We start from the raw sequence: 20,995 nt of genomic DNA, 5'->3' as shown, positions 1-20,995 counted from the left end.
TCGGTTACGGTTTGCCCGCCAGGGGTGGTGGGGGAATCGTTCGAGGCCTGTTACTATGGCCGATGACCTCCTGGTCAGGAGCCTTGAATAACGCTTCGGCTCTTAGCTCTCCGGTGTTGATTGCCCTCGAATCCCTGGAGGAGCGAGCTTCCCCGACCTGTTGCGACGACCACACCCGGAATCGTCGACACAGGCACGACATTCGCTGTCGCGGTGATCCCGCGACGGCGTGGCTAACGCGATTAAAAAGGACGCAAGCCCATGCAGAAAAGAAACTTTTTCGATGATATCGATCCGGCGGAAACGCGTGAATGGTTGGACGCGCTGGAATCGGTGATCGAACGGGAGGGGCCGCAACGGGCCGCCTGGCTGTTGGATATCCTTACCAATGAAGCGCAGGAACAAGGTGTATTACGCACCCACCTGAACACCCCGTACATCAACACCATCCCGCCCCGCAAGGAGTCGCCGCTACCCGGCGACCTGTTCATGGAGCGGCGTATTCGCTCCCTGGTTCGTTGGAACGCGCTGGCCACGGTGCTACGGGCCAACAAGAGCGATGATGATCTGGGCGGCCACATCGCCAGCTTCGCCTCTTCCGCTACCCTCTATGATGTCGGTTTCAATCACTTCTTCCACGCCCCTCACGATGACAACCCCGGTGACCTGGTGTTCTTTCAGGGACACTCCGCTCCCGGTGTCTACGCCCGCGCCTACCTGGAAGGGCGCATCGACGAGGAGCAACTGGATAACTTCCGCCGGGAAGTGGCGGGCAAGGGGCTGTCCTCCTATCCGCATCCCTGGCTGATGCCGGATTTCTGGCAGTTCCCCACCGTGTCCATGGGGCTGGGGCCGATGCAGGCGATCTACCAGGCCTATGTCATGAAGTACCTGCAGAACCGTGAGCTGGTCGCCGACCATAATCGCAAGGTCTGGGCGTTCCTCGGGGACGGCGAAATGGACGAACCGGAATCCCTCGGCGCGTTGTCCATGGCGGGTCGGGAGCAGTTGGATAACCTGGTGTTCGTGGTCAACTGTAATCTGCAGCGTCTGGATGGTCCGGTACGTGGTAACGGCAAAATCATCCAGGAACTGGAAAGTTTGTTCCGTGGCGCCGGCTGGAACGTGATCAAGGTAATCTGGGGGCGCCTGTGGGATCCGTTGCTGGAAAAAGATGACGAGGGCCTGCTGCGCCGCCGCATGGAAGAGTGCGTGGATGGCGAATATCAGGCGTACAAAAAGAACGGTGGCGCCTATACCCGCGAGCATTTCTTCGGCGCCTATCCGGAACTGAAGAAAATGGTCGAGCACATGAGCGATGACGATATTTATCGTCTCAATCGTGGCGGCCACGATCCGTTCAAGGTGTTCGCCGCTTACAACGAGGCGGTGAACCATACCGGACAACCCACCGTGATTCTGGCGAAAACCGTGAAGGGGTACGCCACCGGTGCCGGTGAAGCGGTCAACAAGACCCACCAGATGAAGAAGATGGATCTGGACAGTCTCAAGGAATTCCGCGATCGCTTCGACATGCCGTTCACCGACGATGAACTGGAAGCGATCCCCTACTACAAACCGGAAGAGGATTCTCCGGAGCTGCGTTACATGCGCCAGCAGCGGGAAAAGCTGGGCGGCTACATGCCAGTGCGCCGGCGCGAAGCCAGTCAGTCCCTTAAGATGCCGGGTCTGGATTTCTTCGCCAACTTTCTGGAAGGCACCGGTGACCGGGAGATTTCCACCACCATGGCGTTCGTGCGCATGCTCAATGCCTTGGTCAAGGACAAGACCCTGGGTGAGCGGGTGGTCCCGATCGTGCCCGATGAAGCCCGCACCTTCGGTATGGAAGGCATGTTCCGGCAGTTGGGTATCTATTCCTCCAAGGGGCAGAAATACGAGCCGGAGGATGCCGGTCAGGTGATGTTCTACCGGGAGGACAAGAAAGGGCAGATCCTCGAAGAGGGCATCAACGAAGCCGGCGCCATGGCCGCTTGGATCGCCGCGGCCACCAGCTACAGTGTTCACGATTTCACCCTGATTCCGTTCTTCATCTACTACTCCATGTTCGGCTTCCAGCGCACCGGGGATTTCTGGTGGGCCGCCGGCGATAGCCAGGCCCGTGGTTTCCTGCTGGGCGGTACCGCCGGACGCACCACGCTCAACGGTGAGGGGCTGCAACACCAGGACGGCCACAGCCACATTCTTACCAGCACGGTACCGAATTGCGTCAGCTACGATCCGACCTACGCGTACGAGGTGGCGGTGATTCTGCAGGATGGCCTGAAGCGCATGTACCAGGACCACGAGAATGTCTTCTACTACCTGACGCTGATGAACGAGAACTATGTGCACGGCGCCATGCCCGAGGGCGCCGAGGAAGGTATTCGTCGCGGCATGTATCTGTTGCATGAAGGTAAGGGTGGCAAGAAAGCATCCAAGGTGCAGTTGCTGGGATCCGGCACGATTTTGCGTGAGGTGGAAGCCGCGGCGGAGCTGCTGCAACAGGACTTTGGTGTCAGTGCCGATGTGTGGAGTGTCACCAGCTTCAATGAGTTGCGTCGGGAAGGTATCCACGCTGATCGTGACCGCATGCTGGCACCGGAACGGGACAAGCACGAACCGACCTGGGTGGAGCGCTGTCTGGCGGATCGTGCCGGTCCGGTGATCGCTTCCACCGATTACATCCGGGCTTACGCGGATCAGATCCGGCCCTGGGTCAAGGCGCCTTACCGGGTGCTGGGCACCGACGGCTTTGGCCGCAGCGATTCCCGTGCGCAACTGCGCCACTTCTTCGAAGTGGATCGCTACTTCGTGGTGTTGGCGGCATTGACCGCTCTGTGCGACGAGGGCGAGGTCGACGCCGGCGTGGTGCAAAAGGCGATGGAAAAATATCGAATCGATCCGGCGAAACCCTATCCGGTGAACCATTAATGATTTTCCACTCTTCTTCCACAAGAAGGAGCAACGCGTGAGCAAGGAAACCATTCGAGTCCCCGATGTCGGCAGCAGTGATCCTGTGGACGTCATCGAAGTGACTGTGAAAGAGGGCGATACCATCGCCCCGGAAGACACCATCGTGGTGTTGGAATCAGACAAGGCGACGGTGGAAGTGCCGGCGCCGAAAGGCGGCAAGGTGCTTGGTCTGCTGGTCAAGCAGGGCGACAAGGTCAAGGAAGGTGATCCGCTGCTGGAGCTGGACGCGGAAGCCGGGGACGGTGACGCTGAAGAGGCAGGGCAGGAACAATCCGACCGGAAGGGCGCCGAGGAAGCCGAGCCGGAGCAGGAGAGCAACAGTACGGACGAAGGTGCCGACAGCGAAGATGATGAACAGGCGGCGGGTGGCGGCAGCCAGACCGTGACGGTGCCCGACCTGGGCGATATCGAAGGCGCTGAAATCATCGAGATTTCGGTCCAGGACGGGGATCAGGTGGAGGCCGAGCAGACCCTGGTGGTGCTGGAGTCCGACAAGGCGTCCCTGGACATTCCTTCACCGGCGGCGGGCACCGTGGCCCGGTTGCGGGTCAAGGTGGGTGACAAGGTCGGTACCGGTGATCAGCTGATGGATCTGGATGGGGCCGGCGGCGGCGGGGCGAAGAAAGCGTCCGGCGACGACGGTAACGCGGCGGCGAAAGACGGCGGTGACAAGGCCGTGGCCAAAGCCGAATCCAGCCCGGCGAAAAGTGCCGGTCAGACACAAAAACCGGCCGATCAGGCGCCGGCCAGACAAGCAGAAGGGCGTTCCGCCGCTTCCGCGTCCTCCGGTCAGCCATCCGCCCAGGTGCACGCCGGCCCGGCGGTACGCAAGCTGGCCCGTGACACCGGTGTGGATCTGGCGCTGGTCGAAGGATCCGGTCCCAAGGATCGGATTCTCAAGGAAGACGTCCACGCATATTTGAAACGTCGCATGGAAGCGCCCGCCGGGGCGGGCGTGGCGGCGCCGGTGGACGATCTGCCGGACATCGACTTCAGCGAATTCGGGCCGGTGGAGCGGGTGGAATTGAACAAGCTGCGCAAGGTGGCGGCCCGCAACCTGCACCGCAGTTGGATCACCATTCCGCACGTTACCCAGTTCGATGACGCCGATATCACCGAACTGGAAGCGTTCCGCAAGAGCCAGAACAAGCTGCTGGAGAAGGAAGGCGTCAAACTCACCATGCTGGCGTTCCTGGTGAAGGCCTGTGCCAACGCACTGCGGGCCTTCCCCAAATTCAACAGCTCTCTGGAGAAAGGCGGCGAAGCGCTGATTCAGAAGGATTACGTACACATTGGCATCGCCGTGGACACCCCCAATGGTCTGGTGGTGCCGGTATTGCGTGACGCCGACAAGAAAGGGCTCAAGGAGATTGCCCTGGAAATGTCGGAACTGGCGGCTAAGGCAAGGGATCGGAAGCTGACGCCGGCGGACATGAAGGGCGCCTGTTTCAGCATCTCGTCCCTGGGCGGCATCGGCGGGACTGCCTTCACCCCGATCGTCAATTGGCCGGAGGTGGCAATTCTCGGCGTCAGCCGTTCCGACACCAAGCCCGTATGGGATGGCCAGGCGTTCCAGCCCCGGCTGACACTGCCGTTGTCACTGTCCTACGATCACCGGGTGATCGACGGTGCGGACGCGGCGCGCTTTACCACCTACCTGAGCAGTCTGCTGGGGGATCTGCGTAGAGTGTTGCTGTAGTAAAAGAAAGATCGCGGCCATTTGACCTGCCCCCACTGCTACTCTGCGAAGTCGCTGTGGGAGCGGCCTTGGCCGCGAATTATCTCAGCGCAGTCGGGTTTTATTCCGCGTTTTTCCGTTCCAGACGTTGCTGCATCCGTTCCATGCGCTCCTTCATCTTTTCCTTGCGTTGTTCCTGCAGAGCCTGCGCTTTGTCCCGCTGTTCCGCCGTCAACACCGCGTCCACGCGTTCGCGGGTCTCGTCATGCAGTGTCTTCATTTTCTCGTGCTGTTGCTCGAAGATCGACTCAATCTCGGTGCGTTGAGCGTCGGTCAGGTCCAGGGTTTCCGCCATGCGGTCCATGCGCTGCTCCGGATCGAACTTCATCTTCGGGCCGTGCCCCATGCCGGGGCCGGCGAAGGCGGTGGTGGTGACCAGGGTGAGGGCGATCAGTAGGGCTTTCTTCATGATGCTTTCTCCGTTGAACTTCGATGTACCCAGTGTCGGAGAAAAATGTGCAGAGAGCGTGCAGGAACCGTGGAACAACCCGCGCTTATTCGTCTTCATCGGGATCGTCTTCCGGCTGGGCCTGAAGACGGTAACCCACACCGTAGACACTGCCGATCCAGTCATGGCCGCCGGGCAGCCCTTCGCCCAGTTTGCGTCGCAGCTTGCGAATATGGCTGTCAATGGTGCGATCGGAAACCACCCGATGGTCCGGGTAGATCACATCCATCAATTGATCGCGGCTCCAGATCCGGCCCGGCTGTTTGGCCAGGGTGGCCAGCAGCTCGAATTCGATGGCGGTGAGCGCCACCCGCGCACTCTGATAGACCGCCTCGAAACGGTGACGGTCCAGCTCCAGGCCGCCGTCGGGGTGTTGCTCCGCGGCCATGGAGCGGCGCAACACCGCCTTGACCCGCGCCACCACCTCACGGGGACTGAACGGTTTGCAAATGTAGTCGTCGGCGCCGATCTCCAGCCCCAATAACCGATCCACCTCTTCCACCCGGGCGGTGATCATCAGAACCGGCACTTGAGAAAAACGGCGGATGTTCTTGCACAATTCCATGCCGTCGCCATCGGGTAGCATCAGATCCAGCAGTACCGCCTGGTAATTCCCTTCACGCACACGCCGTTCCGCCTCGCGCACACTGGCGGTCTGGTCCGCCTGGAAGTGGCTGTGGGTCAGATAGTCCGCCAGTAGTTGCGCCAGGCGGGGCTCGTCTTCAACGATCAGTACGCGGGCCATGATGATCCTTGGGCAATCGAATGGTGATACGCAGGCCGCCCAGCGGGCTGTGGCCGGCGGTGATGGTGCCGCCGTGGGCTTCGACGATGCGCTGACAGATGGCCAGCCCAAGGCCGGCACCGCCGGTGCGGCGATTGCGCGAACTCTCCACCCTGAACAGGTGATCAAACAGTTTCGGCAACGCATCCTCCGGCACGCCCGGCGCGGTGTCGTTGAGAGTCAGGCGCCAATGGTCCTGCTCGTCGTCCAGAACCAGTTGCACTTCGCCGCCTTGGTCGGTGTATTTCAGGCTGTTGTGCAGCAGATTATCGAGCAACTGCCGCAGGCGTACCGGGTCGCCGCTAAGGGTGGCCGGCGGCAGGGTGGTGAGCACGGTCAGGCCGTGGCGCTGCATTGCCGGGCGCACAGCGTCCACGGCGTCCTCGCAGAGGGCGTCCAGGTCCACCCGGGTAAAGTGATAGCGCAGGTTGCCGGCGTCGGCCAGAGCCAGATCGTGCAGATCACTGACCAGATGGGTCAGATGGCGAACCTCGGATTCCAGGGTGCTGATGGTTTCCTTGTTCATGGGCCGGACGTCGTCCTGGATTGCTTCCAATTCACCACGCAGCACAGCCAACGGCGTGCGCAGCTCATGGGCGATGTCGGAAAACCAGCGCTGGCGGGCCTGCTGGCCCTGATCCAGGCGCTCCGCCAGACTGTCCACATGGCGAATCAGCTCGCCGAGTTCATCACGACGCTGACTGGTCAGACGGGCCTCGTAGTGGCCTTCGCGCAATTGCCGGGTATGGCGGCTGAGGGCGGTGATCGGCGCCACGAAATGGCGGGCCAGCAGCCAGGACACCAGAAGCGACAACGCCAGACCGATGAGCGTCATCCACAGCATGAACCGCAGCTGCCGTTCCTGGAAACGGCGGTCCATGGAGTCGCGGATCGCTTCCTGGTCCGGGTAGACCAGCCAGCCCACCACTTGGTCGCCGATGCGAATCGCCACCTGGCGGCGGAATTTGGGCGCCACGGGTGGGCCCAGTAGAGGGTGCTTGTTGGCCGTCAGCAACTGCAGATGGCGATGGGCATCGCGGTCGATTTTTCGCTGGTCGGGCTGATTGCGGTCACCGGCCAGCCAGTACAGTCGCCCCAACTGTCGCGGGTCGCGCAGCAGAAAGTCCCAGCTGCCTCGCTGTGCGTAAAGCACCGCCAGGTGATCGGCCAGCCGTTCCACCTGGGCCTGCTGACGCTCGTCCAGATATTTGGACAAACTCTGCTCGAACGACAGGTAATAGAAGCCGCTGGCCGCCAGGATCAGCAGCAGGAAAGTACCCAGAAAGGTGAGGAACAGTTTGTTGCGTATGCCCATGATGCTCGCGGGAGCCGTGGAGAATCGCTCCAGTGTAAGGCCGCCGGAGGTGTCGCCCTAGCGACTTGCACATTCTTTCAAAATGGTTGGGGCCGGACGCCGGATGCTAAAGTCAAAACCCGGGGCTGCGGCGCTTCAATCATGGGCACGGGTCTGTAACGGAGGGGGCTACCAAGCCGCTATATTCGCCAGCAAGCTGGTCTCCCACAGATCTGCTACGAAGCCGCTGTGGGAAGAGGCCCGGGCGGCGCTCCGCTTGGCCGCGAATGCCCTGAGCCGTTGGCCATTCGCGTGCAAGCACGCTCCCACAGCAGCGCAGTAGCCCCTTCCGTTACAGACCCGTGCCCATGATTGAAGCGCCGTGTCCCGCCAAACCCCGATGAACCATAAGAAAGCGTTTTAGTGCTTGCCAGGGCGTGGGGTCTGGTTTTGCATTATCGGCGTCCGGTCAGCGATCCTCGCGCCGTATCCACTGTGATTCAGGCGTTTCCGCGCGCAGGTTGATCAGACGGGCCATGATGAACAGCAGGTCGCCGAGCCGATTGAGGATCGCCAGGCTGACCGGGTTGACCTGCTCCTGGTCGGCGAGGGTCACCAGCCGGCGTTCGGCGCGCCGGGCCACGGTCCGGCAATGGTGGCACCACGCCGCGTCGGCGTTGCCGCCGGGGAGTACGAACTCTTTCAGTGGTGGCAGTTCGGCATTGATCAGGTCGGCCTGGGATTCGATTTCCACCAGCTCGGCGTCGGTCAGGGTCACGGTGTCGGGGATCGCCAGCTCACCGCCGATATCGAACAGCCATTGCTGCAGATTCTCGATCAGCCGGTCCAGATCCTCATCAAGCGGATGCGCGCGCAACACGCCGAGGGCGCTATTGAGTTCATCCAGGCTACCGAGCGCCTCGATGCGGGGATGGTCCTTGGCGACCCGGCTGCCATCGGCGAGACCGGTATGGCCATCGTCGCCGGTGCGGGTGATGACCCGGTTGATGCGGGTCTTTTCATCCTTGCGGGAAGGCATGGTGATTCCTAGTCAGTGATATGGCGTGGAACCCATGAATGTACTCCGGATTCCACCATGGGTGCAGCCCCGACTACGAAGCCGCTGTGGGAAGCTGCCTTGGCAGTGAATGGGACTGAGATAGCACATACACCGTATTCGCTGGCAAGCCAGCTTCCCACGGCAGCCTTGTAGCGGCTTCTGATTTCACGTCCGCGAAGTCAGGGTGGCGACGATGCGCTCATGGGCCGGCAGTGACAGCCCCAAGGGGGCGGCCCGGCGCAGTAAATAACCGTTGATGGCCTCGATTTCGGTGACGGCGCCTTTACCGACGTCGGCGCGCATGGACGAGGTATTACCCGCGGTGGCGCTGGCCACCGCCATCACCCGGGGCAGGGAGTCGCCGGGCCAGGTCGGGTCCACAGCGGTGAGCAACTGGTCGGCTTCCCGGCACAATTCCTCGGCCTGGCGTTGCAGCTCCCGCTCTTCCAACAGCCGGCCGTTGGCCACGTCGTGGAGCGCGGTGAGCGGGTTGATCACCGCGTTGGCCACCAGTTTATGCCATTGTCGGTGCTGGAAATCCGCCGGCCAGCTCAGGTTCGGCCAGTGCGCGCTCAGCTGCTCGAACCAGTCCGGAGCGACATCATGACCGCCCATCCAGGTCTCGTTCTCCGCCACCACCTGATGTTGTGCTGGCCCGTCCTGTTTCACCGCCGAGGTGGTCACCACCTCGATCAATCGAACGCCCTCTGGCAGCAGACCATCAAGGCTGCCGAGGCCATTTTGCAGTCGCAGCACCTGGGTATCGGCGGTCAGTGGCACGGACTCCAGGGCGGCGGCGCTGTAGGGCGCCTTGCAGGCTACCACCAGGCGGCGGGGCGGTTCGGTCAGCGCGGCGGGCGAGAGCACCGGCAGAACCAGATCGCACGGCGGCCTGCCGTCGGCGAAGGTGAGTCTCCTGCGAAGCGGGCTTGCGGTGTCATGGCGCAGCACGGTCACCGGAACGCCGGCCTGGCGCAAGTAGTACGCCGCCAGCAGGCCCATGTTGCCGGCGCCGAGCAGGTACCAGGTGCTCATGGTCGCCGCGCCTCCGGCCGGGCGCCATGGCGGATCAGCCAGATCAGAATCAGCAGTCCCGGTATCGCCATCAGCGCGGTGAGTATAAAGAACACCTCCCAGCGGCCGCCGAGAAGATCCACCATCCAACCGCTGCCGGCGGCCAGGGTGGTGCGGCCCAGGTTGCCCAGGGACGCCAGCAGCGCGTACTGCGTGGCGGTGAACTGCCGGTTACACAGATCGGAGATGTAGGTGACGAAGGCAATGGTGGACACACCGCCGGTGAAGTTGTCGAGGATCACGCAGGTCAGCAGCACGGTGTCGTTTCGCCCGGTTACCGCCAGCCAGGCGTAGAGCAGGTTGGTCAGAGCCATGGCGATGCCGGCCACCAGCAGCCCCCGGGAGGCGCCCAGCTTGATGCTGATGGCGCCGCCGAGAAAGCTGCCTACCCCCAACGCCACCATGCCGGCGGTTTTCACATAGGCGAACACCTCCGCCCATTGGTAGCCGATTTCGTTGTAGAAGCGGATCGACATGGTGCCGAGAAACGCCTCGCCGATCTTGAACAGAAAGATGAATCCCAGCAGCACCACGGCCATCTGTGTGCCGTTGCGGCGGAAGAATTCGATAAAGGGCGCGAAGACCGCGCTTTGCAGCCAGCGTGCCATGCGTTCGCCCGGTGGGGCGTCCGGGCGTCCGCTCACCCTGGCTCTGTCCTCGGGTTCCCGTGCCATCAGGCAGCCGGCCACGCCGAACAGCATGGCGCTGCTCATCACCAGGTAAATCTGGTTCCAGCTGTCGAGCCAGGCGGTCAGCCACAGGGCGATGCCGGCGATCAGTAGATTCCCCAGCAACCAACCCACCACGCCGGCGGAAGCGGCGGCACCCTGTTGGTCCACCGGCACGGATTCGATCCGCAGGGCGTCGATGGCGATGTCCTGGGTGGCGGAAACAAAAGCGATGATCAGACAGATAACGCCCACCGCCAGCAGCTCTTTGCTGGGGGTGAACACGGAGAGCAGCATCAACAGCCCCACCAGCGCGATCTGGCTGAGCAGAATCCAGGCGCGGCGCTTGCCCAGCGCCCGCCCCAGCGGGCCCAGGCGGAAGCTGTCCACCAGCGGCGCCCACAGAAAATTGAGCGCGTAGGGCAGCGAGACCAGACCGAACAGGCCCAGGCTGGTGCGGCTCAATCCCTCGTCGGTGAGCCAGGCGGACAGGGTGGAAACGATCATGCCCTTGGGGAAGCCGCTGGCAATACCCAGCAGAAAGATCACCAGAATGCGGCGATCAAAAAAGGCGTTTTCCAGTTTCATTTACTCTCCGGGGGCGGATTCGGCGGCCTCGGGGCGCCATTGGAAGCGGCGTAATGGCACGCGCTGGCTCAGCACCGCCACGCCTTCCTGGTGTAACCGGCGTAGTTGGGTCTCTCCACTGGGGGTGCCGATCAGCGGCAGACCGCCATCGCCCCGGATCACCCGGTGCCACGGCAGTTTGCTGCCCTTGGGCAACTGGCTCATCAGCCGGCCGACAAAACGGGCGTGGCGCGGGTAACCCGCCATACGGGCCACCTGACCATAGCTGCAGACGGTGCCGGCGGGGATGGCCGCCACAATCTGATAGACCGCGTCGCGGAACTCCTGATTCATGCGGCGAGTATGAAAGTGCCGGGAGCACCGCGCAACCGTGGCATGCGCACAGCCTGCCGGCCAGCTTCGGAGAGATCAATTCGCGCTGCATTCGCGAGCAAGCTCGCTCCCACAGAGAGGAGCCACGAAGCCCTGTGGGAAGCTGCCTTGGCAGCGAATCAGCGTGTAGGCGGGCTGTCCCATAATTGCGGGACACCGGTGTCCACTGACCGCAATGTCTGCGTTCCCGACGATTTTTGTGGCCTGCCGTCCATGGCGGCCACCCTCTGGGCCGTCGCGGATACGACGTCAAAAATCGTTCCTGACGATTTTTTGTGCTCAGGGCTCTTGAAAGGCCGGTTGAGAACCCCATTAGGAGGTCACCGGCGTGACAGCCTATTGACTGTCATGAAGGTCCAATTATGATTAGCACTCTCTGGCATAGAGTGCTAAGCCGGGTCAGGCGATGCCGGTCCGGCCATGATGCTGACTACATTCGTTGATTGCTGAAACCTCAACAGGAGAAGAGAGGCAATGAAAATCCGTCCGTTGCATGATCGCGTACTGGTGCGTCGCGAAGAGGAAGAAACCAAGACCGCCGGCGGTATCGTGCTGCCCGGCTCAGCCGCCGAGAAGCCTTCCCGTGGTGAAGTAATCGCCGTGGGTAACGGCAAAATCCAGGAGAACGGCGATGTGCGTCCTCTGGACGTGAAAGCAGGCGACAAGGTGATCTTCGGCCAATACGCCGGCAACACCGTGAAGGTGGATGGCGAAGAGCTGCTGATCATGAGTGAGGCTGAAATCCTGGCCGTGATCGAAGGCTGATCCCGATTCTCCACTGCTTTCCTGGATAACCGAATTTCAGAGGAACACGACAATGGCTAAAGAAGTACTGTTTAGTGACGACGCCCGCCAGCGCATGGTGAAAGGCGTGAACATCCTGGCCGACGCGGTGAAAGTCACCCTGGGTCCGAAAGGCCGTAACGTGGTGCTGGAGAAGTCCTTCGGCGCGCCGGCCATCACCAAGGACGGCGTGTCCGTGGCCAAGGAAATCGAGCTGGAAGACAAGTTCGAGAACATGGGCGCGCAAATGGTCAAGGAAGTCGCTTCCAAGGCCAACGACGAAGCCGGTGACGGCACCACCACCGCCACCGTGCTGGCCCAGGCCATCGTCAACGAAGGCCTGAAAGCCGTGGCCGCCGGCATGAACCCGATGGACCTGAAGCGCGGTATCGACAAAGCCGTCATCGCCGTGGTGGAAGAGATCAAGAAGCTGTCCACCCCCTGTGACAACACCAAGAGCATCGAGCAGGTGGGCACCATCTCCGCCAACTCCGACAGCTCCGTGGGCGAGATCATCGCTCAGGCCATGGAAAAAGTGGGCAAGGAAGGTGTTATCACCGTTGAAGAAGGCCAGTCCCTGGTCAACGAGCTGGAAGTCGTGGAAGGCATGCAGTTCGACCGTGGCTACCTGAGCCCGTACTTCATCAACAACCAGGAAAAAATGCAGGTAGAGCTGGAAGAGCCCTACATCCTGCTGGTGGACAAGAAAATCTCCAATATCCGCGAACTGCTGCCGGTACTGGAGAACGTGGCCAAAGCCGGCCGTCCGCTGATGATCATCGCCGAGGACATTGAAGGCGAAGCGCTGGCCACCCTGGTGGTGAACAACATGCGCGGCATCATCAAGTGCGCCGCCGTTAAGGCACCGGGCTTCGGCGATCGCCGCAAAGCCATGCTGCAGGACATCGCCATCCTCACTGGCGGTACCGTGATTTCCGAGGAAGTGGGCCTGAGCTTGGAAAACGTTTCCCTGGAAGATCTGGGCAACGCCAAGAAAGTGAACATCGACAAGGAAAACACCACCATTGTCGATGGCGCCGGCCAGCAGGGCGATATCGATGCCCGCGTCGAGCAGATCCGCCGCGAGATCGAGAACTCCTCCTCCGACTACGATCGCGAGAAGCTGCAAGAGCGCGTGGCCAAGCTGGCCGGCGGTGTGGCGGTGATCAAGATCGGTGCCGCCACCGAAGTGGAAATGAAAGAGAAGAAAGCCCGCGTTGACGACGCCCTGCACGCGACCCGCGCCGCCGTTGAAGAAGGCGTGGTACCGGGCGGTGGCGTGGCGCTGGTGCGCGCCCTGGCCACCATCGGCGAACTGACCGGTGACAACGATGAGCAGGATGCCGGTATCGCTATCGCCATTCGCGCCCTGCAGGCTCCGCTGCGTCAGATCGCCACCAACGCCGGTGCCGAAGCGTCCGTGATCGTTCAGGAAGTGCGCAACGGCAACGGTAACTACGGCTACAACGCCGCCACCGGCGAGTACGGCGACATGCTGGAAATGGGTATCCTGGATCCCGCCAAGGTGACCCGTTCCGCGCTGCAGGCCGCCGCTTCCGTGGCCGGCCTGATGATCACCACCGAAGCCATGGTGGCTGACAAGCCGGAAGAGAAAGGTGCTGCTCCGGATATGGGCGGCATGGGTGGAATGGGTGGCATGGGCGGCATGATGTAGTGCGACGTGAAGTCGCGAGGTCGCTAGCCTTTGCGGGCTACTTCGGGGGCTCCGCCCCCATTTAACCGCAGAAAAATAGCGTATTCCTTACCCGGTGATCGGGTCTTCGATCCGGCACCGGGTATCTCCCTCAGGGGAGTAATACCCAGCTGGACTCTGTCTGGCTAAACGGCTTCCCATGCCAATGGGATGAACGTTTATTCGGTGAAGACCGATGAATGTGCATCCGAGAAGTGGTGGGGGTATGCGATTGCATGCCTCCATTGCTTTTCCCGCGCATTTAATCCTCTTGGGCTTCTTGCCCTCAAACGTTTCTTGGTCTCGGCCATAAAACGCGGATTCCCGTGTCTGGAAGAACGTGCTGGCACCTCTCGGTGTAAGCCGTTTCTGTCATTGTTTCGTTCACGCAGCTACTAAGTGTGAAAGCGAAACCTGTTGTTCGACCAACAGTAGCCTATGGGCAGTGCGTTGCTGGTAACGGCAAGGTGCGAAGCGCCCTGACAATGTAGTCCCACTCTGTGGTCTGGTTTGCCCGTGAGGGTAGCCGGGGATTCTGCCAGCAACAGGCGGATGAGACGCTAGGCTGGACGGTAGGGTCAACGTAAGTGAACTGCTGATAAACACCGTCAACCGCATGGAGCCAAAGTTGCTGACAGGCTTCGACCAAAATGGTGTGTGGCTGGCTATCCCTCTTACATCTGGGGATACGTCGACACTGAGCCACCGGTGGATAGGCAGGACCTAACCCGTTTGTGTGACAGACTCGGAACACGGTAAGCCCGTATCTTCGCCTGGATTCATCAGGCAGGTGGACCGCAAGGGAAGCTGATGGAGGTGCGGGTAAAGGAGGATGGAGAAAGCGAATGCTTGCCTGTAATGGGCGGGATAGGGGTTCAAGATTTGCCCCGACGCGAAAGCGTGCAGACTTCCATCTGGTCTTTGATCGCGTGAAGGCAGGTAAAACCGCCTGAAAGATTGCCGACGTAACAAGCCTCTTGTTGCCCGGTTAAACAATGTGCCCTGAGGGTGTGGACTGCGCCCTCAGGGGAAATGCGTCTGCGCCTTCTCGGGTTCCAATCTGAGGAGGATAGCAAGATGAACGCATCGCTATTGATGCCTGCATTCTCCCACCCTGCCACCAGTTGGCACACGATTGACTGGGAAACCAGTCACCGGAGGGTGAGGAGGTTACAGGCTCGTATCGCGAAAGCAGCACGGGAACAGCGGTGGAGGAGGGTGAAAGCCCTGCAACGCTTGCTGGTCCGCTCGTTCGCCGCCAAAGCCTTGGCGGTAAAACGGGTCACCGAAAACCGGGGTCGCAAGACTCCGGGTGTCGATGGCGAATGTTGGGATAATCCGACATCAAAATGGGAGGCAATCCACCGTCTGAAACGGCACGGCTACAAGCCGCGTCCACTCCGGCGGGTGTGGATTCCGAAGGCCAACGGCAAACGCCGTCCCTTGGGAATACCGACGATGCACGACCGGGCCATGCAGGCGTTATACCTGCTGGCTCTGGAACCGGTGTCCGAGACCACGGCGGATCGTAACTCATACGGCTTCCGGCCCATGCGCGCTACGGCGGACGCAATCGAGCAATGTTTTGTTGTGCTTGGTCGCAAAAGCTCGGCGCAGTGGGTGCTGGAGGCCGATATACAGGGTTGTTTCGACAACATAAGCCATGACTGGCTGCTGTCCCATGTCCCCATGGACAAGGCAGTGCTCGGGAAATGGCTGAAAGCCGGGTTCATGGAATCCGGTAGGACACACCCGACCCACGCGGGAACGCCTCAGGGCGGTATTATCTCGCCGGTCTTGGCCAACCTGGCTCTGGATGGTTTGGAAGAGGTGCTAGAAGCTGCTTTCGGGCAGCGAAACACCAAAGCCAGCTACCGGACCAAGGTCAACTACGTGCGTTACGCCGATGACTTCGTTGTCTCCGGTATCTCGAAAGAGCTACTGGAGAGGGAAGTCAGGCCCATTGTCGAAGCCTTTATGGCGGAGCGAGGGCTTGCCTTGTCAGCGGAGAAGACGGTGGTGACGCATGTGGAGGAAGGGTTCGACTTTCTGGGTCAGAACATTCGCAAGTATGGAGGGAAGTGCTTGATCAAGCCTGCCCAACAGAACGTGAAGCGTTTTCTGGCTGAAGTGAAGTCGGTGTTGGACACGCACAAGACCATGCCTGCGTGGTGGATTGTCAAAACTCTGAATCCCAAGATTCGGGGCTGGGCGAACTACCATCGGCACGTGGTCTCGAAAGCGACGTTCAACTATGTGGACTATCGGATCTGGAAGATGCTGTGGCAATGGTGCCGCCGACGTCATCTAAATCGACGGAAGCGGTGGGTGAAGAACAAGTATTTTCGCCCCCTCGGCCAGCGCAACTGGACATTCCAGGGTATGGACCCAACAGGCAAGCGGTATGCGCTGTGCTACGCCAGTGATGTGCCCATCAAAAGGCATATCAAGATCAAGGCTGACGCGACACGGTATGACCCCGCCTTTGCTGGTTATTTCGAGGAACGCCTGGCGTATCTCTGGAAGAACAGCGAGAAAGGGAAGTCCAAGTTGCTACAGCTTTGGCTCCGGCAGGAGAAGCGCTGTCCTTGTTGTCGCGAACTGATCACACGGGAAACCGGGTGGAATATCCACCACGTGATCGAACAGCATAAGGGCGGTACTGACAAGCTGGACAATCTGGTGTTGCTGCATCCGAATTGTCATCGACAACTGCATTCGCAATCAATATGTTGATGATTGTGGAATGTTGAAATACAGTATGTAGTGTCCTTGACCCACAAGGGCGTTCGAATGGAGGGTTGTACTTTGACCAAACTTTTGAATGACCCCGAAGTTCGCCTAGAGCTAGCCCTTTAGGTGTCGGTCGGAAGGGGAAAGGAGACGAGAGCTAGTAGGAAGTATGCGTTAACCGGGCATGAACCTGATCGCGCTGCTACCCCCACGGCTAGGTGGGGGGTTGACTGTGATGGGCGCTGAGTAGACCGACGTAAGCTGGTGTATCGAGCAGCCGAGTACAGGGTACTTGGCCAAGCAAGGCATCAGTGAATGAATAATCTCGGTGTCCGCTCTCACTTATACTGTGCTGCTGGCTCATTCTCTGGAGTGGGCTTGTAAAGGCTTGAGCCGTATGCGGGTAAACTCGCACGTACGGTTCTTAGGGGAGGGGTGGCCAGTAATGGTCGCTCCTTACCCGACAACGCCGCTCCGGCTCCCACCGAAGCCTGAAAAAGCCCCGCCCGCAAAGGCGGGGCTTTTTTGTAGTTCATCGCGGATTACCGGGAATGTGGGTCTCCATCGGCGGCGCGGGTCTGCACGGAGGCCTTCCGGGACCCTGTTTGACAGGGAGGTCAAACCGGGAGCCGACAGGGATGTATTCACGGCGATCCCGGAAGGCCTCCGTGCAGACCCGCTTAGAAGTGAACCGCCGCGTTCCGGACGCCAACGACGACGGACCTTTCTGGAAAGGGAAAGGATGGCCTCCGTTTGCTCGCGGTGGACAGGGCATCCGTATTCGCCGCTCACCTCGAAGCGGAGCCGCGTTACGCCTTTGCGGGACTCTGCTTCACGGCGTTCCCGCAAAGGCGTAACGCGGCTCCGCGGTCCCTGATGGAAGGCAATACGGTTTCCCTCCATACCGCGATGAATCTTTTTTTGTGCCTGTCTCCAAGGCCGGTGAACCCGCCTCCTACAGCGGTTTCGTGGACTTGCGGATTCAGGGGATTCCGGTGGAGCAGGCATTTTTGCGCTGGCGAACGGTTGAGTCCCGCCCATGATCATTCACGGATTCTGATTTTTCAGTATCGCCCCGATGCTGCCGTCATCGGAGAACAGCGTCCTGATGTAATCGAGAAAGGTCCGGATAAGCTGAGACGGATAGAGGTTTGGCGCGGTGATCAGATACAGTTTGTCGCCCCACATTTTCGGGTCGGGATCGAAATCGATCAGCGTTCTGACCAACTGCCCCGATTGCAGTTCATCACTGATCAGGTAATACGGCAGTACCCCGATGCCATTGCCAAGCACCACCGACTGCTTGAGGAAATTCATGTCCGAGCATTGCAGTTTCGGTTGAAGATCGACGACATGGTGTGTGTCCCCGGAGATGAATCTCATGATCAACCGATTGTTTCTGACCGGTGGTGTAACCAGGGCATGGGTGGGTAACTCTTCCGGCGACCGCGGAGTCCCGTGGTTTTCCAGATAATCCGGGGAAACGCAGGTGACCCATTCCATGGCCGACAATTCCCGGGCCACATAATGATCGGGCGGTGAATTGGCGACCCGGATGGACACGTCGATTTCATCCTCCAGCAAATCGTATATCCGGTTGTTGAACGTGATCTGCATGGTGACCTCGGGGTTCTCCTTGCAAAAATCCAGCAGGGCCGGCGCCAGCACCAGTTGGCCCAGACCGATAGGCACGCTGACTCGCAGGTGGCCCCGCAGCGCCCGCCCCATATCCCTGACAACGGCCTCCATGGCGGTGAATTCCTGCATCACTTTCACCGCGTGTTCATAAAGCCTGATACCTATCTGTGTCAGCTCCACCCGGCGGGTGGTGCGTCTCATCAACTGAACCCGGAGTTCCGTTTCCAGCTTCTTGAGGCGCCGGCTGATGTTGGAACGGCTGGTCTGTAAGCGGTCCGCCGCGCTGGTCATGCTGCCGCTTTCCACCACCGCGACCAGGGCCTCGAAGTCCTTGATGTCCATGATGGGGTTATTGTTGCGAATTTGGAAACAGTTTGGACAAAATATGGAGCATTGTCTAGGTTGTGAATCCTTTCTACAGTGTCCGCTACCACTGGCGACATCCTGTCACGCGCGTATCGCGGGGCACCAAATAAGCAGAAAGGTAAGAATAATGACAGCAGACCTGGTCTATGAGGACCGGCTCATAACCGGAGAAGAACTTGATCTCAGGGCGCGGAGACTGGCGGGTGGACTGACCAGTCTTGGTGTTGGCGAAGGCGATGTGGTTGCGGTGATGGTGAAAAACCATCCAGCGTTCATTGACCTGATGCTGGCCTGCCGGGTGTTGGGAGCCCATTATTGCCCGATCAACTGGCATTTCCGCTCCACTGAAGCCGAGCATATCCTGCGCGATTCCGGTGCCAGGGCGCTGATTATCGAGGAGGCTTTTCTGCGGGAGATTGCTGAGATCATTCCCGCGGTGCTCTCCGTGATTGCCATCGACGGCGACAACGGCGAACACCCTGACTACGACAGCTGGCTGAGTCGGCAGCCGGAATACTCCGGTGGGATTCGTGCCCCTCGCGGCATGATGCCGTACACCTCCGGCACCACCGGCAAACCCAAAGGGGTATGCCGGCTGCCCTTGGGGCCGGAGCATCCGCCCGCCATGCAAGCGCTTTCGGAACAGGTCTGGGGTGTCAAGGCCGGCGTCCGGACCCTGATGCCCGCGCCGCTGTACCACAGCGCGCCGAATTCCATGACGCTGCAGACGCTGCTGCACGGTGATCTGTTGGTGCTGACGCGGAAGTTCGACGCGGAAGCCATTCTAAGGCTGATTCAGCGGCACGGGATCACCACTGTCTATCTGGTACCGATCATGTACGTCCGGCTTCTGCGGTTGCCGGAGAGCGTCAAAAACCAGTACGACATTTCATCGGTGAGGTTTGTCGCGTCCACCGGGGCATCCTGCGCCCCGGAGCTGAAAGCCGCCATGCTGGCCTGGTGGGGGGAAGTTATCTACGAGACCTATGCCTCCAGCGAAACCGGGATGCTGACCGTGCAGACGCCCGAGGGGGCGCGGATCAAACCGGGCAGTGTCGGCAAGCCGGTGTTGAACGCCGAAATAAAAATCGTGGGCGACGACGGTAAGGAATGTCCCATCGGTGAAACCGGTGTCATTTATGGCCGGCAGCCGGCCTATCCTGACTTTACCTATCAAAACAACCCGGCCGCCCGGGCTAAAGCCGGCTTGGGGGCCCTGATCACGGTCGGCGATGTTGGCTATGTGGACGAAGACGGTTACCTGTATGTCTGCGACCGGGTTTCCGACATGGTGATCTCCGGTGGCGTCAATATTTACCCGGCTGAAATTGAACATGCCCTGCTGGAATTGCCGGAAGTACTCGATTGCGCGGTCTTTGGCATTCCCGATCATGAGTATGGGGAATCTCTGGTGGGGCTGGTGAAGTGCACCGGCGGTGCCGATCAGGTGATGGAGAACATTCGCAACTATTTGGTCGGGCGCCTGGCCAATTACAAGATCCCCAGGGACATCCGAATAGTGGACGATCTGCCCCGTGACGATAACGGCAAAGTATCGAAACGAAAACTGAAACAAGAATTTTCTGGATCCTAGAATAAAAAGAGGAGGTTTTTAATGCGTTATCTGAAGAACATTGTGGCGGTATTTGCATTCGCGGGCGTTGCCGCCTTGAATCCGGTATCCGCCGATACCGCGAGCCCGCTTCCCTCGACCATGGCCTGGACTTCCTATCCGACCTCCTCGGCGAACTATGCTCAGCTTTTGGCGCTGGGGAATGTGCTCAAGAAAAAGTTCAACGTATCGGTTCGGGTATTGCCCGGTGATAACGATGTCTCCCGGATGACACCGTTAAGAACCGGCCGTGTTGATCTGTGCGGTTGTGGTATCGCCAGCTACTACGCATCGGAAGGAGTGCTCCTGTTTGCCGATGCCGCCTGGGGCCCGCAACCGGTTCGTGTGATCCGAACGTCCATCGCTGATTTTGGCATGGGGTTGGTGGTGGCCGGTGATCTCGATGTCAAAACCCCCGCCGATTTGAAGGGCAAAAAAGTCGCCTGGATCCGAGGCGCGCCGTCGTTGAACCTCGGTACCGAAGCCTATCTGGCGTTTGGCGGGCTCAGTTGGGATGACGTGGAACGGGTGGAGTTCCCCGGCTATAACCGTTCCTTCGACGGCATCATTCAAGGACTGGCGGACGCGGCCTTCACCATGACATCCGCGCCAGCGCCGGAACAGGTTGCCGCCAGCCCGAGAGGCATTACCTGGCCAGAGCTGAGCCCGGATGATCAGGAAGGATGGGCGCGCATGAAGGACGTGGCGCCTTACTTCCAGTCTCATGAAGTGACGTCGGCGGCGGGTGGCGTTGTTAACAAAGACCACCCCCACGCGTTCGCAAGCTATCCGTATCCGGTCATGGTGGCGACCCGCAACTACGATGCGGACATCGTCTATAACCTGATCAAGGTCATACACGAAGACTACGACGAATATAAGAACGATGCGCCGGGCGCTACCGGGTACGGGATCGACAGCCAGAATATGTTTTGGGTGATTCCGTTCCATGACGCGGTGGTGCGGTACTACAAGGACATCGGTATCTGGACCGATGAGATGCAGGCACACCAGGATCAGTTGGTCCGGCGCCAGGAACTGCTGATCGAGACCTGGAATGCCTTTGTCGATCACAACCCGCCCTCGGATCAGGATCAGTTCCGTGAGGCATGGATGCAGGCACGGGCCGATGCCCTTGAAGCCGAAGACATGAACCCGGTCTTCTATTGAA

15 protein-coding genes are annotated in these 20,995 nt (G+C 60.1%); 7 read left to right on the top strand and 8 right to left on the bottom strand.

The window, feature by feature from the left end; all coding sequences use genetic code 11:
* The first annotated feature begins 261 nt into the window (after positions 1 to 261).
* Complete coding sequence (aceE, locus tag E0L37_RS09230; protein ID WP_133491453.1) at positions 262 to 2,931, top strand: pyruvate dehydrogenase (acetyl-transferring), homodimeric type; 2,670 nt, start codon at positions 262 to 264, stop codon at positions 2,929 to 2,931.
* Positions 2,932 to 2,968: 37 nt separating this feature from the next.
* Positions 2,969 to 4,672, top strand: coding sequence for a dihydrolipoyllysine-residue acetyltransferase (gene aceF, locus E0L37_RS09225; RefSeq protein WP_133491452.1), 1,704 nt, complete (start codon positions 2,969 to 2,971; stop codon positions 4,670 to 4,672).
* 100 nt (positions 4,673 to 4,772) lie between these two features.
* Here the strand turns inward: aceF and E0L37_RS09220 are convergent, their stop codons facing one another.
* The 7 genes from E0L37_RS09220 to E0L37_RS09190 form a co-directional block, all read right to left on the bottom strand.
* Positions 4,773 to 5,120 carry a Spy/CpxP family protein refolding chaperone gene (locus E0L37_RS09220; protein ID WP_159659736.1) on the bottom strand — a complete coding sequence of 116 codons (348 nt, stop codon included), beginning with the start codon at positions 5,118 to 5,120 and terminating at the stop codon, positions 4,773 to 4,775.
* 85 nt (positions 5,121 to 5,205) lie between these two features.
* A complete protein-coding gene (locus E0L37_RS09215; protein ID WP_097059188.1) occupies positions 5,206 to 5,904 on the bottom strand; it encodes a response regulator in 699 nt (232 codons plus the stop codon).
* Positions 5,882 to 7,258, bottom strand: coding sequence for an ATP-binding protein (locus E0L37_RS09210; RefSeq protein WP_133491450.1), 1,377 nt, complete (start codon positions 7,256 to 7,258; stop codon positions 5,882 to 5,884). Before E0L37_RS09210 ends, E0L37_RS09215 begins: the two co-directional genes overlap by 23 nt.
* Before the next feature lie 448 nt (positions 7,259 to 7,706).
* The gene (locus tag E0L37_RS09205) at positions 7,707 to 8,276 is read right to left on the bottom strand and encodes a cob(I)yrinic acid a,c-diamide adenosyltransferase (RefSeq protein WP_133491449.1); all 570 of its coding nucleotides are present in this window, start codon (positions 8,274 to 8,276) and stop codon (positions 7,707 to 7,709) included.
* Between the two features lie 186 nt (positions 8,277 to 8,462).
* A complete protein-coding gene (locus E0L37_RS09200; protein ID WP_133491448.1) occupies positions 8,463 to 9,332 on the bottom strand; it encodes a ketopantoate reductase family protein in 870 nt (289 codons plus the stop codon).
* Positions 9,329 to 10,627: an MFS transporter gene (locus E0L37_RS09195; RefSeq protein ID WP_133491447.1), complete on the bottom strand. Its 1,299-nt coding sequence runs from the start codon at positions 10,625 to 10,627 to the stop codon at positions 9,329 to 9,331. Before E0L37_RS09195 ends, E0L37_RS09200 begins: the two co-directional genes overlap by 4 nt.
* Entirely contained in the window at positions 10,628 to 10,960 is a 333-nt protein-coding gene (locus E0L37_RS09190; RefSeq protein WP_133491446.1) for an MGMT family protein, read from the bottom strand. It abuts the gene before it with no gap.
* Between the two features lie 513 nt (positions 10,961 to 11,473).
* On the opposite strand from E0L37_RS09190, the gene groES reads away from it, so the two are divergent.
* The 3 genes from groES to ltrA all read left to right on the top strand — a co-directional run bounded on the left by groES (position 11,474) and on the right by ltrA (position 16,211).
* Positions 11,474 to 11,764: a co-chaperone GroES gene (gene groES / locus E0L37_RS09185; RefSeq protein WP_080531388.1), complete on the top strand. Its 291-nt coding sequence runs from the start codon at positions 11,474 to 11,476 to the stop codon at positions 11,762 to 11,764.
* Positions 11,765 to 11,816: 52 nt separating this feature from the next.
* Positions 11,817 to 13,457, top strand: coding sequence for a chaperonin GroEL (gene groL, locus E0L37_RS09180; RefSeq protein WP_133491445.1), 1,641 nt, complete (start codon positions 11,817 to 11,819; stop codon positions 13,455 to 13,457).
* A 1,095-nt stretch (positions 13,458 to 14,552) separates the two neighbouring features.
* On the top strand, positions 14,553 to 16,211 hold the full coding sequence (gene ltrA / locus E0L37_RS09170; RefSeq protein ID WP_133491444.1) for a group II intron reverse transcriptase/maturase: 1,659 nt from the start codon (positions 14,553 to 14,555) through the stop codon (positions 16,209 to 16,211).
* 1,044 nt (positions 16,212 to 17,255) lie between these two features.
* On the opposite strand, the gene E0L37_RS09165 is transcribed toward ltrA, so the two are convergent.
* Positions 17,256 to 18,188 carry a LysR family transcriptional regulator gene (locus E0L37_RS09165; RefSeq protein WP_063142386.1) on the bottom strand — a complete coding sequence of 311 codons (933 nt, stop codon included), beginning with the start codon at positions 18,186 to 18,188 and terminating at the stop codon, positions 17,256 to 17,258.
* 151 nt (positions 18,189 to 18,339) lie between these two features.
* Here E0L37_RS09165 and E0L37_RS09160 point away from each other — a divergent pair, with 151 nt between their 5' ends.
* Positions 18,340 to 19,806, top strand: coding sequence for an AMP-binding protein (locus E0L37_RS09160; protein WP_133491443.1), 1,467 nt, complete (start codon positions 18,340 to 18,342; stop codon positions 19,804 to 19,806).
* 21 nt (positions 19,807 to 19,827) lie between these two features.
* On the top strand, positions 19,828 to 20,994 hold the full coding sequence (locus tag E0L37_RS09155) for a TAXI family TRAP transporter solute-binding subunit (protein ID WP_133491442.1): 1,167 nt from the start codon (positions 19,828 to 19,830) through the stop codon (positions 20,992 to 20,994).
* Position 20,995: the final 1 nt, after the last annotated feature.

Source organism: Alcanivorax sp. 24, assembly GCF_004360225.1.
In the GTDB taxonomy this organism is placed as follows: domain Bacteria; phylum Pseudomonadota; class Gammaproteobacteria; order Pseudomonadales; family Alcanivoracaceae; genus Alloalcanivorax; species Alloalcanivorax xiamenensis.
This window is presented reverse-complemented; position numbering and strand designations above follow the sequence as displayed.

What these genes read in the sequence shown, in the direction of transcription:
- aceE (WP_133491453.1), top strand. Translation starts at nt 262, where the DNA reads ATGCAGAAAAGAAACTTTTTCGATGATATCGATCCGGCGGAAACGCGT.
- E0L37_RS09220 (WP_159659736.1), bottom strand. Translation starts at nt 5,120, where the DNA reads ATGAAGAAAGCCCTACTGATCGCCCTCACCCTGGTCACCACCACCGCC.
- E0L37_RS09215 (WP_097059188.1), bottom strand. Translation starts at nt 5,904, where the DNA reads ATGGCCCGCGTACTGATCGTTGAAGACGAGCCCCGCCTGGCGCAACTA.
- E0L37_RS09210 (WP_133491450.1), bottom strand. Translation starts at nt 7,258, where the DNA reads ATGGGCATACGCAACAAACTGTTCCTCACCTTTCTGGGTACTTTCCTG.
- E0L37_RS09205 (WP_133491449.1), bottom strand. Translation starts at nt 8,276, where the DNA reads ATGCCTTCCCGCAAGGATGAAAAGACCCGCATCAACCGGGTCATCACC.
- E0L37_RS09200 (WP_133491448.1), bottom strand. Translation starts at nt 9,332, where the DNA reads ATGAGCACCTGGTACCTGCTCGGCGCCGGCAACATGGGCCTGCTGGCG.
- E0L37_RS09195 (WP_133491447.1), bottom strand. Translation starts at nt 10,627, where the DNA reads ATGAAACTGGAAAACGCCTTTTTTGATCGCCGCATTCTGGTGATCTTT.
- E0L37_RS09190 (WP_133491446.1), bottom strand. Translation starts at nt 10,960, where the DNA reads ATGAATCAGGAGTTCCGCGACGCGGTCTATCAGATTGTGGCGGCCATC.
- groES (WP_080531388.1), top strand. Translation starts at nt 11,474, where the DNA reads ATGAAAATCCGTCCGTTGCATGATCGCGTACTGGTGCGTCGCGAAGAG.
- groL (WP_133491445.1), top strand. Translation starts at nt 11,817, where the DNA reads ATGGCTAAAGAAGTACTGTTTAGTGACGACGCCCGCCAGCGCATGGTG.
- ltrA (WP_133491444.1), top strand. Translation starts at nt 14,553, where the DNA reads ATGAACGCATCGCTATTGATGCCTGCATTCTCCCACCCTGCCACCAGT.
- E0L37_RS09165 (WP_063142386.1), bottom strand. Translation starts at nt 18,188, where the DNA reads ATGGACATCAAGGACTTCGAGGCCCTGGTCGCGGTGGTGGAAAGCGGC.
- E0L37_RS09160 (WP_133491443.1), top strand. Translation starts at nt 18,340, where the DNA reads ATGACAGCAGACCTGGTCTATGAGGACCGGCTCATAACCGGAGAAGAA.
- E0L37_RS09155 (WP_133491442.1), top strand. Translation starts at nt 19,828, where the DNA reads ATGCGTTATCTGAAGAACATTGTGGCGGTATTTGCATTCGCGGGCGTT.